11 protein-coding genes are annotated in these 17,368 nt (G+C 44.1%); 10 read left to right on the forward strand and 1 reads right to left on the reverse strand.

The window, feature by feature from the left end:
• Positions 1-74: 74 nt before the first annotated feature.
• From pepN to rmf, 10 genes are all read left to right on the forward strand, one after another.
• The gene (gene pepN / locus IX91_RS07260; protein WP_004742833.1) at positions 75-2,681 is read left to right on the forward strand and encodes an aminopeptidase N; all 2,607 of its coding nucleotides are present in this window, start codon (positions 75-77) and stop codon (positions 2,679-2,681) included.
• A gap of 96 nt (positions 2,682-2,777) precedes the next feature.
• On the forward strand, positions 2,778-2,996 hold the full coding sequence (locus IX91_RS07265; protein ID WP_004742832.1) for a DUF2835 domain-containing protein: 219 nt from the start codon (positions 2,778-2,780) through the stop codon (positions 2,994-2,996).
• Between the two features lie 187 nt (positions 2,997-3,183).
• A complete protein-coding gene (locus IX91_RS07270; protein ID WP_004749468.1) occupies positions 3,184-8,025 on the forward strand; it encodes an NAD-glutamate dehydrogenase in 4,842 nt (1,613 codons plus the stop codon).
• An 87-nt stretch (positions 8,026-8,112) separates the two neighbouring features.
• Entirely contained in the window at positions 8,113-9,123 is a 1,011-nt protein-coding gene (pyrD, locus tag IX91_RS07275; RefSeq protein WP_004743699.1) for a quinone-dependent dihydroorotate dehydrogenase, read from the forward strand.
• A gap of 196 nt (positions 9,124-9,319) precedes the next feature.
• Complete coding sequence (locus IX91_RS07280; RefSeq protein ID WP_004749467.1) at positions 9,320-9,865, forward strand: cell division protein ZapC; 546 nt, start codon at positions 9,320-9,322, stop codon at positions 9,863-9,865.
• Between the two features lie 477 nt (positions 9,866-10,342).
• On the forward strand, positions 10,343-12,466 hold the full coding sequence (gene rlmKL / locus IX91_RS07285) for a bifunctional 23S rRNA (guanine(2069)-N(7))-methyltransferase RlmK/23S rRNA (guanine(2445)-N(2))-methyltransferase RlmL (protein ID WP_004749466.1): 2,124 nt from the start codon (positions 10,343-10,345) through the stop codon (positions 12,464-12,466).
• 10 nt (positions 12,467-12,476) lie between these two features.
• Positions 12,477-12,719: a glutaredoxin family protein gene (locus tag IX91_RS07290; RefSeq protein WP_004749465.1), complete on the forward strand. Its 243-nt coding sequence runs from the start codon at positions 12,477-12,479 to the stop codon at positions 12,717-12,719.
• Positions 12,697-14,613: an ABC transporter ATP-binding protein gene (locus IX91_RS07295; protein ID WP_004743350.1), complete on the forward strand. Its 1,917-nt coding sequence runs from the start codon at positions 12,697-12,699 to the stop codon at positions 14,611-14,613. The genes IX91_RS07290 and IX91_RS07295 overlap by 23 nt, the downstream gene beginning before the upstream one ends.
• 6 nt (positions 14,614-14,619) lie before the next feature.
• The gene (locus tag IX91_RS07300) at positions 14,620-16,314 is read left to right on the forward strand and encodes a DUF3466 family protein (RefSeq protein ID WP_004743351.1); all 1,695 of its coding nucleotides are present in this window, start codon (positions 14,620-14,622) and stop codon (positions 16,312-16,314) included.
• Positions 16,315-16,518: 204 nt separating this feature from the next.
• Positions 16,519-16,692 (forward strand): ribosome modulation factor, encoded by a 174-nt coding sequence (gene rmf, locus IX91_RS07305; protein ID WP_004414030.1) that lies wholly within the window; start codon positions 16,519-16,521, stop codon positions 16,690-16,692.
• Positions 16,693-16,825: 133 nt separating this feature from the next.
• Here rmf and fabA read toward each other — a convergent pair whose 3' ends face one another.
• On the reverse strand, positions 16,826-17,344 hold the full coding sequence (fabA, locus tag IX91_RS07310) for a bifunctional 3-hydroxydecanoyl-ACP dehydratase/trans-2-decenoyl-ACP isomerase (RefSeq protein ID WP_004743352.1): 519 nt from the start codon (positions 17,342-17,344) through the stop codon (positions 16,826-16,828).
• Between the last annotated feature and the right edge of the window lie 24 nt (positions 17,345-17,368).

The raw sequence follows: 17,368 nt of genomic DNA on the forward strand, positions 1-17,368 counted from the left end.
TTACAACGTTCTAGCCATACTAACGTATATACGTAGTGTGCTCTTCAAATGAATTTAGTCAGAAGGATTTAGACATGGCTCAGACTCCTCAAGCCAAATACCGCAAAGACTATCAGTCTCCATCTCATACTATTACTGATATCGATCTTACGTTTGACCTATTCGATAACGAAACCACTGTGACGGCAGTGTCGCAGGTTAAACAGTTAAAAGACGCAACAACGATTCGTCTAGAAGGTGAAGACCTTAAACTTAAAAGCATTCACGTCAATGGTGAAGCTTGGACTGCCTATGAAGAATTAGAAGGTGCTTTAGAAGTTCATCAGTTACCAGAGCAAACTGAACTTAAGATTGTGACTTTGATTGACCCGGAAGCAAATACGGCGCTAGAAGGTCTTTATAAGTCAGGCGGCGCGTTCTGTACCCAGTGTGAAGCGGAAGGTTTCCGACGCATTACTTACTACATGGATCGCCCTGATGTATTGGCGAAATACACCACGAAAGTGATTGCCGATAAAGCGGAGTATCCATTCCTTCTGAGTAACGGTAACCGTGTTGCTGAAGGTGAACTTGAAGGCGGACGTCATTGGGTTCAGTGGCAAGACCCGCATCCAAAACCTGCGTACTTGTTTGCTTTAGTGGCAGGTGATTTTGATGTACTGCGCGATAAGTACATCACTAAGTCTGGCCGTAATGTTGAACTGGAAATCTTCGTTGATAAAGGCAACTTAGATCGCGCGCCGCATGCGATGACATCATTGATCAACTCAATGAAGTGGGATGAAGAGCGCTTTGGTCTAGAGTATGACCTTGATATTTACATGATTGTAGCAGTCGACTTCTTCAATATGGGCGCGATGGAGAACAAAGGTCTAAACATCTTTAACTCTAAGTTTGTCCTCGCGAATGAAAAAACGGCGACAGATACCGATTACCTCGGTATTGAAGCGGTAATTGGTCATGAATATTTCCACAACTGGACAGGTAACCGAGTTACTTGTCGCGATTGGTTCCAGTTAAGCCTGAAAGAAGGTCTGACCGTATTCCGTGATCAAGAGTTTTCTTCGGATCTTGGTTCTCGCGCCGTAAATCGTATCAACAATGTTCGTATTATTCGTGGTCCACAGTTTGCGGAAGATGCGAGCCCAATGTCTCACCCGATTCGTCCTGAGCAAGTTATTGAAATGAATAACTTCTACACATTAACTGTGTATGAAAAAGGCAGTGAAGTGATTCGAATGATGCATACTTTACTTGGCGAAGAAGGCTTCCAAAAAGGCATGAAGCTTTACTTTGAGCGTCATGATGGAACTGCAGCGACTTGTGAAGATTTTGTCTCGGCAATGGAAGACGCATCAGGTGTGGATCTGAAGCAATTCCGCTTGTGGTACAGCCAGTCTGGTACACCGACTGTAAAAGTCAGTAGTGAATATGATCAAGTAGCGAAAACTTACACACTCACTGTAGATCAGGCTACTGAACCGACCCAAGACCAAACTGAGAAACAAGCACTCCATATTCCGTTTGACGTTGAGCTCTATGCACAAAATGGTGATGTGATTGAGTTACGCCGTAACAGTGAGCTGGTCAACAATGTGCTTAATGTCACTGAACTTAAGCAGACGTTTATCTTCGAGCAAGTGAACGAGCGCCCAGTTCCTTCACTGCTGCGTGAGTTCTCTGCTCCGGTGAAATTAGAGTACGACTACAGCGATGAAGAGTTGATCTTCCTAATGGTGAAAGCACGCAACGAATTTGCTCGTTGGGATGCTGGTCAAATGCTGTTAGCGAAATACATCCGTAGCAACGTAGAGAAAGTTCAGGCGGGTAATGACGTAGAGCTGGCTGCTGAAGTGATTGACGCATTCCGCGGTGTACTACTTTCAAGCGAGTTAGAGCCTGCATTTATTGCTGAAATGATGTCTCTGCCAAGTCACAACGAAGTGAGTGGTTGGTATAAACAAGTTGATGTTGATGCGGTAGCGAAAGTACTTAAGGCAATCAAAGTCACCTTGGCGACGGAGCTTGAAGACGAGTTAAGCGCTATCTACCACAGCCTTAAGCAGCAAGACTACACTATTGAACATGCCGCTATCGGTAAACGTTCTCTGCGTAATACGGCATTGGGTTATCTTGCCTACACTGAACAAGGCAATACCTTGGCTAAAGCTCAGTATGCTGATGCGAACAACATGACAGATACCATTGCGGCAATGAGCGCAGCAAACAGTGCTCAGCTTGAATGTCGTGAGGCATTGATGTCTGATTACAGTGACAAGTGGAAGCATGACGGACTTGTAATGGACAAGTGGTTTGCTCTGCAAGGGACAAATCCTGCTGAAAATGTACTAGAAGTGATCAAGCAAACAATGAATCATGAAGCGTTTAGCTTGAAAAACCCGAACCGTACTCGTAGCTTAGTGGGCTCGTTCCTCAATATGAACCCAGTACGTTTCCACGCAAAATCTGGTGAAGGCTACAAGTTTGCAGGGGAGATCTTACGCGAATTAAATAGCAGCAACCCACAGGTGGCGTCACGCTTAATTGACCCATTGTTGAAATTCCGTAAATATGATGATGAGCGTCAGGCTCTCATCAAAGCGGAACTTGAAACATTGAAAGCGATGGACAACCTAGCGAAAGATTTGTTTGAGAAAGTGACGAAAGCGTTGGAGTCTTAATCAATTTGTCTAAAACAGTAGCACTTTAAAGTGCTACTGTTTATTTATACAGGTGCTTTGTTTTATCAGAAAAATCGTTACTTTTTTGACCAAACCATGAATCAATATCACTTTACACTTAACATCTCTTATCAAACTTTTTTAGCTCACTACAATGGGGCAGCAAGCAACGTTTTAGTGGTTACAGACAAAGGCTTACGCCTGCAATTGCCTGCATCGCGTTTCAGACCATTTCTTAGTCAAATAGGGCTAAAAGGGCGTTTCAGATTAACAACTGACCAAAATAATAAGTTTCTAAAGTTAGAACTTCTGTGAGCAACTGATTTTATAGAAGTTTAAATAGAACCTTAGTCACATTCTCAAACATTTCACCTCTTACCACTCCCAAAAGAATTAACTATTTATCAATAAAGCTTTTACAATAAAGCGGCATTACCCGTGTTAAGCACTATGCTTACAACAACCCCCAAAAAACATACAATTCTAATTGTGGAGTGTGATTATGACCGCGCGTGAAACATTGATGCCGGTTCTGCTTGAAAAAGTGTATAAGCTTATTCAAGACAAACTCGAGCTTGCTCATCAACCCCTAGTCACCCAACTAGCTCAACATTTATTTAGCAACATTTCTCAAGACGATTTAGTCGAACGTAACGAATCCGATCTTTACGGTGCCGTTGTGTCGCTATGGCATCATATTAATGAGAAAAAAGCTGACGAAATTTCTGTTCGAGTATTTAATCCAACCGTGAGCCGCCAAGGCTGGCAATCTACCCACACAATCGTAGAGATTGTTGTGCCCGATGGTCCATTCTTAGTTGACTCAACAAAAATGGCATTGAGCCGTTTGGATCTTTCATCACACTTGATGCTGCATGGGCCAACACAGATTGCCCGTTCCGCAAAAGGCGAGATCACAGCGATTAACCAAGGAGACGGTGCACTTCAGTCTCTATTCCATATTGAGGTTGACCGCTTAAGCTCCAAAGAAGAAATGGCTTCACTGAAAGCTGAACTATTAAGCATTCTGAATGACACCGGATTAGTTGTTCAAGACTGGTTACTGATGGTTGAAAAACTTGAAGAGGTAACTGCTCAGGTAGAGTCACAACAAGGAGAGGTGGAGATCCAACGTGATCGTTACGATGAGTCGATCCAATTCCTTCGTTGGTTGGGGAATCACAACTTCACGTTTATGGGGTATAAAGAGTACGATCTTGTTTCAGTTGATGGCGATACCGAACTTCGCCCAACCGCTGATAAAGGTCTAGGGCTATTTGCGAATCGCGAGCGCGTGCGCACTGTTAAGCTATCGGATTTCCCTGACTCTGCACGTTTAGAAGCGAAAAAGCCATTTCTTCTTATCGTGACGAAAGGCAACCGCGCATCTCGTATTCACCGTCCTGCTTACACTGACTATATCGGTATCAAGAAATTTGATAAGAACGGTAAAGTGATTGGTGAGCATCGCTTCACTGGTCTATACACTTCAGCGGTATACAACCAGAGTGTTGAAGGCATTCCACTGATTCGTGAGAAAGTGGAACGTATCCTCGAAGCAAGTGGTTACCGAGAAGGTTCATACTCTTACAAAGCACTTCACAATATTCTAGAAAACTACCCACGCGACGAACTTCTTCAAGCGAAAGAAGAGGAACTACTAGAAGTCGGTATGGGTGTTGTACAGATGCAAGATCGAGATCTACTGCGTCTGTTCGTTCGCAAAGACCCGTTTGGTCGTTTCTTTAGCTGCATGGTTTATGTGACTAAAGATCGTTACAACACAGAACTGCGTCGACAAACACAACGAATTCTTCAGCAGTATTTCGGCTGTAAACAAGAAGTGGAATTTACCACTTACTTCTCTGAGAGCCCACTAGCTCGAACTCACTATATTGTTCGTGTTGATAACAACAACATGGACGTAGACGTTAAAACGATTGAGCAAAACTTAATGGAAGCATCTTCAACTTGGGATGATCGTTTATCAGAAGCGATCGTGGCGAACTTTGGTGAAAGTAAAGGTCTGCCACTTTCTAAAGAATACCTACGTGCATTCCCACGTTCGTACAAAGAAGATGTGATGCCTGGCTCAGCTGTTGCTGATATTGAGCGCTTAGAAAAACTCAGCGATGATAACAAACTGGGTATGCTTTTCTACCGTCCACAAGAGTTGGGTGCAGATTCAAAATCAGTACGCTTAAAGCTTTATCATCGTGATGAGCCAATCCATCTATCCGATGTGATGCCAATGCTTGAGAACCTTGGCTTACGCGTGATTGGTGAATCGCCATACGAAGTTCGTAAAGCGAATGGTCAGGTCTACTGGATCCTAGATTTCTCAATGCTGCATAAGAGCGAGAAAACCGTCGATCTTCGTGAAGCGCGTGATCGTTTCCAACAGGCATTTGCTGCAATTTGGGCTGGCGAACTTGAAAGCGATGGCTTTAACCGTTTGGTCCTAGGTGCGTCACTAACGGGTCGTGAGATTTCGATTCTTCGTGCTTATGCTCGTTATATGCGTCAAGTTGGCTTCCCATTCAGTCAACAATATATCGAAGATACGCTGAACCATTACCCAGATCTAGCGAAAGGGCTGGTGGAGCTGTTTGGTAAGCGTTTCGAACCTAAATTCAAAGGCAGCCAAAAAGGTCAAAACGATCTTATCGCTAAGATTACTGAGCAGTTGGATCATGTTGAAAGCTTGGATGATGATCGTATTCTTCGTCGTTACATGGAGATGATCACTGCTACACTTCGTACTAACTACTATCAGTTAAATGAAGACAAGCAGCCTAAGCCTTGGCTATCACTTAAGATGAAACCAAGTGATATTCCAGAAATTCCTCAGCCAGTACCTGCGTTTGAGATCTTTGTTTATGCACCAGATATTGAAGGTGTTCATTTGCGTGGTGGTAAAGTGGCGCGTGGTGGTCTACGTTGGTCAGATCGTCAAGAGGATTTCCGTACCGAAATTCTTGGCCTAGTGAAAGCGCAGCAAGTTAAGAACACGGTGATCGTTCCTGTTGGTGCAAAAGGTGGTTTCGTCTGTAAACGTCAGCCTATGCTAAGTGGCCGTGATGAAATCTTCGCTGAAGGTCAACGCTGTTACAAACGCTTTATCCGCGCACTACTTGATGTGTCAGACAACATTATCGAAGGCGAAGTGGCTCATCCTAAGAGTGTAGTTCGTCATGATGAAGATGATCCATATTTGGTTGTTGCGGCTGATAAGGGTACAGCGACGTTCTCAGATCTTGCGAACTCTGTATCAGAGGAATACAACTTCTGGTTAGGTGATGCATTTGCTTCAGGTGGTTCAAACGGTTATGACCACAAAGCAATGGGTATCACAGCGAAAGGTGGTTGGGAATCGGTTAAGCGTCATTTCCGTGAAATGGGAATTAACTGTCAGACTACAGATTTCACTGCTATTGGTGTTGGTGATATGGCTGGTGACGTATTTGGTAACGGTATGTTGCTATCTAAGCACATCCGCCTACAAGCTGCGTTTAACCATATGCATATCTTTATTGACCCGAACCCAGAATCAGCACCAAGTTGGGAAGAGCGTAACCGCTTATTCAATCTTCCACGTTCTAGCTGGGAAGACTACGACGCTAAGCTAATTTCCAAAGGTGGCGGTATTTTCTCTCGCCGTGCTAAGTCGATTTCTCTATCGCCAGAAATCCAAAAAATGCTGCGTACCAAGAAATCTTCAGTTGCCCCTAATGATCTGATTAAGATGATCCTATCTATGGAAGTTGATCTTCTATGGAATGGTGGTATCGGTACTTACGTTAAGGCTTCGAGTGAGACGCACACTGATGTTGGCGACCGTGCCAATGATGTATTGCGTATTGATGGTCGAGATCTGAAAGCGAAAGTTGTCGGTGAGGGCGGTAACTTGGGTATGACTCAGCTTGGTCGTATCGAATATGCACTGACTGGTGGCCGCGTTAATACCGACTTCGTTGATAACGTAGGTGGCGTTGACTGTTCCGATAATGAGGTCAACATTAAGATCTTCCTTAATGGTCTAGTGACTAATGGTGATCTTACGGTTAAGCAGCGTAATAAGATCCTTGAGTCGATGGAAGACGAAGTGGGTGAAATTGTTTTAGATGACGCATACTGTCAATCTGAGTCCATCTCAGTGACTGAGCAGCAAGGTGTGTCATTAGTTAAGGAACAAATTCGCTTCATTCATACTATGGAAAAAGCGGGTCACCTTGATCGTGCACTAGAGTACATTCCAGATGACGAAACCTTACTTGAGCGTGAAAAGCAGGGTATGGCATTGACTCGTCCAGAGCTTTCTGTACTGGTGGCATACGGTAAGATGGTTCTCAAAGAAGAGCTGGTACATGAAGACATCGCAAAAGATGAGTTCCACGCCCAGCAACTTGTGAGTTACTTCCCGACTGAGTTACGCCGTAACTACTCTTCGCAAATGGATAATCATCCACTACGTGCTGAAATTATTGCAACAGCGCTTGCGAATCAAATGGTTAACGAAATGGGCTGTAACTTTGTTACTCGTCTACAAGAAGAAACGGGTGCGTGCGTCGTTGATATTGCAAACGCGTATGTAGCATCTCGTGAAATCTTTGGACTAGGCAAGGTACTAGAAGAAGTACGCTCGCTAGACAATGAAGCCTCAACCGAAGCGCAATATGACATGATCTTCTACGTGCGTAGAACGTTACGTCGTCTATCACGTTGGTTGTTACGCAATCGTACTGGTCGTCAGTCTGTTAAAGATCTGATTGAACTGTACCAAGGTGACGTCGATACAATCAAAACGCATCTCGATGACATGCTTGTTCCTTCAGAAGTGGAAGAGCACAACGAGATGGCGCAAGCTTGGATTGATCAGGGCATCAAGGAAGAAGTGGCTAGCTATGTCGCTCGCTTGTCTAGTCTATACTCAGTACTGGATATATCTACAGTGTCTCGTGAAAAAGGCAAAACTATCGAGCAAACGGCTAAGCTTTACTACAACTTGGGTGACCGCTTATCACTGCACTGGTTCTTGAAGCAAATCAATGGCCAAGCGGTGGATAACAACTGGCAAGCATTGGCAAGAGCAGCATTCCGTGAAGATCTCGATTGGCAACAGCGTCAGCTAACTGGTCAAGTACTGAGCTGTGGTTGTTCGCCAGAAGATCTCGATGTGATGAAAGCACTGGATGATTGGATCGAAACCAATGAGACATCTTTACACCGTTGGGAAAATATTCTCAATGAATTCAAGGTGGGTTCAGTGCATGAATTTGCGAAATTCTCTGTTGCATTACGCGAACTTATGCTGCTTAACCTTAATTGCAGTGCGAATGAGTAAACGTTTGCCATAATTCGTTGAATTATTCGGTAAAACATTGAATAATACAGCCCCGTTTATACGGGGCTTTTTTCTTTCGGAGGCACAATGCTTTACCGTCTAGCCAGAACTGGCTTTTTCCAACTCGATGCCGAAAAGGCACACGATCTCGCAATCCAAAACTTCAAGCGCTTTACCGGCACACCACTTGATCTTCTTTACCGTCAGCAACTTCCTCATCGTCCAGTCGAATGTATGGGTTTAACTTTCCGTAACCCAGTTGGCCTCGCGGCTGGTCTGGATAAAAACGGCGAGTGTATTGAAGCATTCGATGCTATGGGCTTTGGTTTTGTTGAAGTTGGCACAGTGACACCTCGTCCACAAGCAGGAAATGACAAGCCACGTCTATTCCGTCTTGTAGAAGCAGAGGGCATTATCAACCGTATGGGTTTCAACAACCTAGGTGTTGATAACCTTGTCGAAAATGTCAAGAAAGCCAAATACGACTGCGTGCTTGGTATTAACATTGGCAAGAACAAAGACACTCCAATTGAAAAGGGTGCGGAAGATTACTTGATCTGTATGGAAAAGGTATATCAATACGCAGGCTACATCGCGGTTAACATTTCTTCGCCAAATACTCCTGGATTGCGTTCACTGCAATACGGTGAAGCTTTGGATGAACTGCTGTCAGAGCTAAAAACGAAACAAGCGGAACTGGCTGAAAAGCATGGTAAATATGTTCCTCTTGCATTGAAGATCGCTCCGGATCTTAGTGATGATGAGATCAAACAGATCTGTGACTCTCTGCTTAAAAACAAGATCGACGCAGTTATTGCAACCAACACAACATTGGATCGTTCAATCGTCGAAGGTATGAAGCATGCGAACGAGGCGGGCGGTTTAAGTGGACGTCCTGTTCAAAGCAAAAGTACTGAAGTGGTTCGCTGTCTACATGAACAGCTTAAAGATGAAATTCCAGTCATTGGAGTAGGTGGCGTTGATTCTTACGTTGCTGCTAAAGAAAAAATGATGGCGGGTGCGCAGTTAGTACAGGTTTACTCTGGATTTATTTACCACGGCCCAGCACTGGTACGTGATATCGTCAAAAACATCTAAGTCATACTAAAATAGAAAGCCAATAGGTGTGACATTGTCACACGATAGATTTCTAATTAAAACTGATTGATAACAAGAGGAAATGAGTTTTCATTTCCTCTTTTTTTTCGCCTATTAGCTAATAAAATCCAATTATTGCTAGGAAAGGTAATTAAGCGTTTTACCTAACTTCAAATCAAATTTCAGAGATGGAACGATGCTTAAACCCAGTGACAAATGGACTTGGTACTATGATGACTCAGAAGGGCACCTTATGCTCGATCTGGGTGATGATATGGTATTTAAGACCAACCTTCCTCGTAAGCTGATTGTCGACTGCGCGATTGGCGTTAATGAATTCTCAGTAGATGACGCTTCAGCCTATCAAACCTATAAAGAGCAAATCGCTTTACTTGGCCTGAGTGAGCCAAGACAAGCAGAGCTCTCACTGTATTGTGTTGCCGCGAAGCGTTTTCATAAACCCGTTCAACCGAAAAGTTGGTTTTTCGACTGTCTGTCGGATGGCCAAATCGCTCCAGAAGAAGGCGACTTGATACGTCTAACGAACTCCCTGAGTGAAGGCTTCTTTATTGTTTTAGAGGTAGGTGAGTGTGCTAGCCTGTGCGCATCTGTTTCACTAGACGGTTTTGAGCTCAATGGTTCTAAATCGCTCCAGTTTGGTCAGGCGATTAAAGTGATGCACGATAGGCTGACTGTAGCGAATCATCTATTTCACGCCCAACCAATCGCATTGGTGGGCTAACCCAAATTATCGTTCCTTTGTTTCATTTCCCGCCAGCATAATTGCTGGCTTTTTTTTGCCCCTAACTCGGCTAAAGAGAGCCCACTAACGCTCCTCATCTTTATTCTCATCTGTGAGATACGTTCAAATTATCATCACATAGCACAATTAATTTCCATGTTTTCATAGCCGCTGAATCTAGAAAAGCAGGGTTTATTCCTCTTTTGTGGCTTTTCTGTAACTTAATTACACGGAAATACACTGTTGGTATAGACCAAAATGATTGTGAATTAGTATTCACTTCGCTTTTAGAGCCGATTACTTGGTAGAAATGGGTTTTGATGTTTTGCGGGATTTGAAATAGAACAACGAAGTATGAAAGTGTCGATATTTCATTCAATTGAACGACAAAATGGGGGATTTATCTGATTGAGCTAACGATAACTATTGGAGTCAGGTATAATGCGGGGTCATTTTCTACAGAATTAAAACACCACTATGCATCAATATCTTGCGGTTACGTCCAACGGTTTGGAAAACTTGTTGGTTGAAGAGTTAACTAAGCTAGGGATCACTAATGCCAAACCTGTTCAAGCAGGGGTACGCTTTAAAGCATCAAATGAGCAAATATATCGTTGTTGCTTATGGAGTCGCTTAGCGTCGCGTTTCGTCCGTGTGCTATCTGAGTTCACTTGTAACGACGATATGGATCTCTACCTAGCAACTTCTTCAGTGAATTGGGTCAATCAATTCCATAGTTCGAAGATGTTTGTTGTTGATTTCAATGGTACTAACCGCGAAATCCGCAATAGCCAGTACGGCGCAATGAAAGTGAAAGATGCCGTAGTGGATAGTTTCGAGAAAAAGAACTTACCAAGACCGTCGATCAGTAAAGATCGTGCCGATCTTCGCATCCATGTTCGTTTGCATCGCGATAAAGCGATTCTTGGTGTGGATATGGTGGGTGGCGGCCTTCATCAACGTGGCTATCGCCCTGAATCTGGCCGTGCGCCGCTTCGCGAAACTCTAGCGGCTGCTATTATCCTGCGTAGTGGCTGGAGTGCTGATAAGCCGCTATTAGACCCTATGTGTGGCTCAGGTACGCTCTTGATTGAAGCGGCTATGATGGCGGCGAACATGGCTCCTGGCGTGAACCGTGAGAAATGGGGCTTTGAGTCTCTAGAAGACTTTGAACCTGAGCTTTGGGCTGAGATTAAATCGGAAGCGGCAGTACAGGCGAGAAGGGGCGTCAAAAAAGTTGACACTAAGTTTTTCGGCTTTGATAACGACGCGCGAGTGCTTAAAACCGCAAAAGACAACGCGCGCCGTGCAGGTGTTGACTCTCTGATTGAATTTAACCTTGGTGATGCCGCGCAGGTTAAGCGTCCTCAAGAGTTTGAAGCGGGCGTTATTGTTTCAAACCCACCATACGGTGAGCGTTTAGGTACTCATCCTGGCTTGATTGCTCTGTACACGGCATTTGGTGCTCAGCTGAAGACTGAGTTCGGTGGTTGCCAAGCGTCTATTTTCTCCAGCTCTGATGAGCTTCTAAGCTGTTTGCGCATGCGTGCAGACAAACAGTTCAAACTGAATAATGGTGCGTTACCGTGTCACCAGAAGAACTACTCAATTAGTGACCGTCCGGTAGAGAATAAAGGTGACAATGTCACTGAGTCACTGATTGCACCTGATTTTTCTAACCGCTTGAAGAAGAACATTGCCAAAATTGGTAAATGGGCGCGTAAAGAGAAGCTCGATTGCTACCGTATCTATGATGCTGATTTACCGGAATACAATGTTGCTATTGATGTTTACCTCGATCACCTTGTAATCCAAGAATACGCGGCACCAAAGAATATCCCTGAAGAAAAGGCGAAGCGTCGTCTTACGGATATCATTCGCGCAGCCATTCAAGTAACGGGTACAGAAGCGAATAAAGTTGTACTTAAAGTCCGTGAGAAGCAGAAAGGGCGTTCACAGTACCAAAAGCTGTCTCAAGAGTCTGAAACACTCAATGTACATGAGTATGGTGTGCAGCTTAAAGTAAACCTTCATGACTACCTAGATACAGGCTTGTTCTTAGACCATAAGATTACTCGTCGTAAACTCGGTGAAATGGCTCAAGGTAAAGACTTTTTGAATCTGTTTGCTTACACCGGATCTGGCACAGTGCATGCCGCTTGTGGTGGCGCTAAATCAACAACAACGGTTGATATGTCGAACACCTATCTAGAGTGGGCAAAAGAAAACATGAAGCTGAATGGTCAAGTTGGCCGTCAGCATAGATTCGAGCAAGCAGATTGCCTGCAGTGGCTTGAGCGCTCAACGGCACAATTTGATCTAATCTTTATCGATCCGCCAACGTTCTCCAACTCGAAGCGCATGGAACAAAGCTTTGACGTGCAGCGTGACCATATTCAGTTAATGAAGAACCTTAAGCGTTTGCTTCGTAATGGCGGCACGATCGTGTTTTCAAACAATAAGCGTCACTTTAAGATGGATATGGAAGGTTTGGATGAACTTGGTTTAACTGCGAAGAATATTTCACACCAAACTTTACCAATGGATTTTTCTCGCAATAAACACATTCATAACTGCTGGGTTTTGACTCACAAGGAATAGTAGGTCACACGTGATCACTTTATACAGTACAGAAGGGTGCCATCTATGTGAGATGGCATTTGACCTTACAAAACAGCTTAATATTTCTTATCAGGTCGAGATTGTCGATATTGCTTTCGACGATGAATTGTTTTCTCGTTACGGTGTCACCATTCCGGTGCTGAATTATCAAGGTAACGAGCTTAATTGGCCGTTTGATTTACAACAATTACAGCTTTGGTTAGACAAAAATGGCATTACTAACAATAAATAATGGATTACTGGCCTATGGTGATCATCCTCTTCTAGATAATGCAGATTTCGCATTGCAAGAGAATGAACGCGTTTGTTTGGTTGGTAGAAACGGTGCGGGGAAATCCACGTTAATGAAAGTGCTTGCCGGTGAGGTGGTACTTGATGATGGAAAGCTAACAGTTACCCAAGATGTTGTCGTTTCACGCCTAGAGCAAGACCCACCAAGAAACCAAGAAGGCACTGTGTTCGATTATGTTGCTGGTGGACTAGCAGAAATTGGTGAGCAGATTAAGATCTATCAAGATCAGCTCGATCTGATTGCGGTGGACCCATCAGAGCAGAACATCAATAAGCTTGCACGTATTCAAGAGAACCTTGAACACTCTGGTGCATGGCGCTTTGAAGACCGTATTAAGAACGTGTTAGCAGCACTTAAGCTCGATGGCCACACTAAACTGACAGACCTTTCTGGTGGCTGGCAGCGTAAAGCTGCGCTTGCGAGAGCACTGGTTCGCGATCCAGACGTATTATTACTTGATGAGCCAACTAACCACCTTGATGTTACGACGATTGAATGGCTAGAGAACTTCCTCAAAGACTTCCGTGGCTCGATTATCTTTATCTCTCACGACCGTGCGTTCATTAAATCGATGGCGACACGTATTGTCGACCTTGATCGCGGCAAACTGGCTTCTTTCCCTGGTAACTATGACAACTACCTAGTCGATAAAGAAGAGATGCTAAGAGTCGAAGAGATGCAGAATGCAGAATTCGATAAAAAGCTCGCTCAAGAAGAAGTTTGGATTCGTCAAGGTATCAAGGCTCGACGCACACGTAACGAAGGGCGCGTACGTGCGCTTAAGAAACTACGAGAAGAGCGAAGTGACCGCCGTGAAGTGCAGGGCAAAGCGAATATCCAGATTGATGATGCGTCGCGCTCAGGCAAGATCGTGTTCGAAGCGAAGAACATCAACTTCGACATTGACGGTAAGTCAATAGTTAAGAATTTCTCCTTCAATATCATGCGCGGTGACCGCATTGCACTGATTGGCCCGAACGGTTGTGGTAAGAGTACACTACTTAAACTGTTGCTGGATGAGCTTCAGCCTCAGTCCGGTAAGCTCCACTGTGGCACTAAGCTTGAGGTGGCTTATTTTGACCAGTACCGTGAAGTGCTTGATCCTGAAAAATCGGTGATTGATAACCTGGCTGATGGCAAACAAGAAGTCATGGTTGGTGGCCGTCAGCGCCATGCGTTGAGTTATCTGCAAGATTTCCTATTTGCACCTAAACGCGCTCGTACTCCGGTTAAAGCACTCTCTGGAGGCGAGAAAAACCGTCTATTGCTAGCAAGAATCTTCCTAAGACCAAACAATTTGTTGGTGCTCGATGAACCAACCAACGATTTAGATATCGAAACTTTGGAACTTTTAGAAGATTTACTTGCCAATTATCAGGGTACGCTTTTACTTGTCAGCCACGATCGTCAGTTTGTTGACAACACAGTAATGACAAGTTGGATCTTTGAAGGTGAAGGCGTTATTGAGGAATTTGTTGGTGGTTATCATGATGCGCAGCAGCAACGCATTCAAACTCAGAAGGCTCGCGCGTCTGAAAAACCAACAAAAAGCATTAAACAGGTTGAGGAAACTCCCAAAACCGCGGCAGTAAAGAACAAGCCTAAGAAGTTATCTTATAAACTGCAGCGAGAGTTAGAAGCATTGCCAGCCAAACTTGAAGAGTTAGAAGCAGACATTGAAAGCTTACAAGAGCAAGTCAACAGCGCTGATTTCTTTTCAAAACCCGTAGAGCAAACGCAACCCGTATTAGATAAGCTAACTGCTACAGAGCAGGAGCTTGAAATTGCCTTCGAACGATGGGAAGAGCTCGAAGCAATGCAACAGGAAAGTTAACAACTAATGACTAGCAAGATTTTTAAAATTTCAGCAGTAGCGGCAACGGTTGCTGCTTCATTCGCGGCTAACGCGGCGCTTTATAATGTGTACCCAGAGCACCCAGAAGGAGCCAATACCAGTATCCTTACCTACGGTGTCGCGATTTCTCCAGAAACGGTAAAGAGCGGTACGAATACATGTTGGGACGAAGCTTGTAGTGAATCGACTTCCGCTATGGCTACAGAAGTTAAGCGCTACCGTGAAGGCTTTAACTACCGTGATGAAGCGCCTTTCTTCCTACCATTTGGTTGGAACTATCTTGATGATGATTGGGATGGTTTTCGTAACTACTGCCGAAATTATTTAGGGTACGCTGATACACTCTGTGAAAATTGGGCAAACGCTCAATACAATAATGGCTACAAGAATGAGTGGGTAGATAAAAACTTTGCAGGCTCGATCGCGTACTTGAATGGTAGCGTCGTTAAAGCTGATGTTAATACTGTTGTTACCGATATTTATAACGATGGCGGTACATTAAAGCCTGTAGGGAGTAGTCAGGATACAAATATTACGGCATATCGTAGTTTCAAAGGTTTTGTTGCCAGTGACTCGGTGACTGAGACAGGTGCAGCCGACTTTAACTCTGCTCTATATTGGGCAAGAAAAGAATTAGCTACAGCCGCTGGCACTAAGATTTTTACTGTTGGTAGTATTACTCGTAATAATATCAACACAGATAACCGTCGAATTTATACCTCTAAGCCTTCTGTTTGGCTTGGTACATCACCTGCCGTGTTGACTGAAATTCCGTGGCCTAATAGTGATCGTAAAGAAAATGGAGATAATAGGTCACAAGGCAGTGCCCGTGATATCATTGTAGATTCTAATGATAACTCGATTCTCTATGCCGTTGGTTATACCTCTGATGGTGATGTAAGGCTTAAAGCTGCGGTATTTAAATCTAAGGATAGTGGCAGTACTTGGGAGGCCTTCGGTTCTGGTGGCAGTAATTTAGTCACAGGTTTTCCATTTGACTCGGAAAAATATGCAAACCAGACTTTACAAGCGGTTAATAACAACAAAATTGCCATTGGTACTACAAAGCTCAACGAGCGACAATCTGGTGCTTACGCAAACTCACTGTTTTATGTAACTAACCTAGATGCACCTGCTTATACCGCTTTTTCGGGCAGTATTTTCTTTACTGGGGCAAATGGTAAAGCAGGCGCGATAAACAACCATAACGATGTTGTCGGTACTATCGATTTTGAAAGTCATCCAGAATCGAGTGGATCCGGTGGTAAGCCACGTGCACAACGCGGCTTTATTACTAACTTAGGCGCCGCGCCGGCTACAGTACCTGGTTCAGCCGCACCAATTGGCGGCCAAGCGCGTTACCTCGATGACTTGACATATGGTTCAGGTGCATCCACAGATAATAACCAGTTCCGTATCGTAGAAGCATCGGACATCAATGATGCGGGTGTGATTGCAGCGACTGCTTATTTCTGTAGTGGGGGCTTTGAGAGTGAAGCGATTGATGCAAAATGTACCGCAGGTGCTTCGCTGGTTGGCGTTAAGTTAGTCCCAATTTCAAGTTCGGATAGAAGCATTACCCCACGCCCAGTGACTCAAACAACGGTTGAGCGCCAGGGTGGTAGTTTAGGAATCTTGGTATTGACTGTATTAGGTCTGCTAGGGTTCCGTAGAAAATAGGTTAAATTGTAAACAAGGGCACAGGTTCACAGTTTTGAATCTGTGCCTTTTTTTTAGCTTGAATTCACCGTTCTTTTGATCGAATCTTAATTGGGAAGCCATAAAAGCTTCACATTAATCGGTTATCAGGATCTTACAAAGATCGCTGTTGGCAGGTTAAGAAAGTAGTACGTTAAGAAACATTTTATGTATGAGGACGACACTATGAAGAGACAAAAGCGTGACCGCTTAGAGCGAGCTCAATCTCAAGGATATAAAGCGGGCCTTAATGGTCGCTCTATGGAGGCATGTCCATACCAGCAGATGGATGCTCGATCTTATTGGCTTGGTGGTTGGCGCGATGCCAGAGAAGATAAACACTCTGGTCTCTACAAATAACACTCATTCCACATACAACAAAGGAACTTAGCCCCGAAAGGGGCTTTTAAGTCGTTATCTAATGCACTATAACTAAATATGTTGGTTACAAAAAAGCGACTCAAGTGAGTCGCTTTCGTAAAGTACAGTATGCTTAGAAAGCAGATGTGTCTTGGAAAAGACCAACTTTAAGATCTTTCGCTACGTAAATTTCTTTACCGTCAACAAGAACACGACCGTCAGCAAGACCCATCACTAGCTTGCGGTTAACGACGCGCTTCATGTGAATTTCGTACGTCACTTTTTTCGCTGTAGGTAGGATTTGACCTGTGAACTTCACTTCGCCAACACCTAGAGCACGACCTTTACCTTTGCCGCCAACCCAGCCAAGGAAGAAGCCCACTAGCTGCCACATTGCGTCAAGGCCAAGACAGCCAGGCATTACTGGGTCGCCAGGGAAGTGGCAATCAAAGAACCATAGATCTGGAGTAATATCTAGCTCAGCTAGAATCAGACCCTTACCGAAATCACCTTCAGTCTCAGACATCTTAGTGACGCGATCCATCATCAGCATATTTGGCGCAGGTAGTTGAGGGTAACCAGGACCAAACAATTCGCCTTGGCTAGACGCTAGAAGATCTTCACGGTTATAAGAATCACGTTTGTTTTGCATTATCAATTACTCCGATTTTTGATA

Origin of the sequence: Vibrio tubiashii ATCC 19109, from assembly GCF_000772105.1 — a bacterium.
Lineage (GTDB): Bacteria > Pseudomonadota > Gammaproteobacteria > Enterobacterales > Vibrionaceae > Vibrio > Vibrio tubiashii.

Bases quoted from the DNA above. Each gene is read 5' to 3' on its own strand.
- pepN (WP_004742833.1), top strand. From the start codon at position 75: ATGGCTCAGACTCCTCAAGCCAAATACCGCAAAGACTATCAGTCTCCA.
- IX91_RS07265 (WP_004742832.1), top strand. From the start codon at position 2,778: ATGAATCAATATCACTTTACACTTAACATCTCTTATCAAACTTTTTTA.
- IX91_RS07270 (WP_004749468.1), top strand. From the start codon at position 3,184: ATGACCGCGCGTGAAACATTGATGCCGGTTCTGCTTGAAAAAGTGTAT.
- pyrD (WP_004743699.1), top strand. From the start codon at position 8,113: ATGCTTTACCGTCTAGCCAGAACTGGCTTTTTCCAACTCGATGCCGAA.
- IX91_RS07280 (WP_004749467.1), top strand. From the start codon at position 9,320: ATGCTTAAACCCAGTGACAAATGGACTTGGTACTATGATGACTCAGAA.
- rlmKL (WP_004749466.1), top strand. From the start codon at position 10,343: ATGCATCAATATCTTGCGGTTACGTCCAACGGTTTGGAAAACTTGTTG.
- IX91_RS07295 (WP_004743350.1), top strand. From the start codon at position 12,697: ATGGCATTACTAACAATAAATAATGGATTACTGGCCTATGGTGATCAT.
- IX91_RS07300 (WP_004743351.1), top strand. From the start codon at position 14,620: ATGACTAGCAAGATTTTTAAAATTTCAGCAGTAGCGGCAACGGTTGCT.
- rmf (WP_004414030.1), top strand. From the start codon at position 16,519: ATGAAGAGACAAAAGCGTGACCGCTTAGAGCGAGCTCAATCTCAAGGA.
- fabA (WP_004743352.1), bottom strand. From the start codon at position 17,344: ATGCAAAACAAACGTGATTCTTATAACCGTGAAGATCTTCTAGCGTCT.